We start from the raw sequence: 211 nt of genomic DNA on the forward strand, positions 1-211 counted from the left end.
CAGATAAAGCTAAAGGAATTTCATAACTTATTGATTGAGCCGCTGCTCTTAAACCTCCTAATAAGGAATACTTATTATTTGATGCGTATCCGCTCATAAGAAGGCCAATTGGCTGAATACTGCTTAAAGCAATCCATAGGAAAATTCCAATACCAACGTTACTTATTAAAAGGTTTTGTCCAAAAGGAACAATTAGCCAGGACAGAACCAC

At 36.5% G+C, this 211-nt stretch carries 1 protein-coding gene; it reads right to left on the bottom strand.

Annotated features, from left to right (window positions below; all coding sequences use genetic code 11):
* The coding region (locus AMO19_RS03255) for an NADH-quinone oxidoreductase subunit H (RefSeq protein WP_179850494.1) at positions 1 to 211 on the bottom strand (211 nt) is incomplete at both ends.

The sequence above is a fragment of the Prochlorococcus marinus genome, assembly GCF_001180245.1.
Taxonomy (GTDB): domain Bacteria; phylum Cyanobacteriota; class Cyanobacteriia; order PCC-6307; family Cyanobiaceae; genus Prochlorococcus_A; species Prochlorococcus_A marinus_F.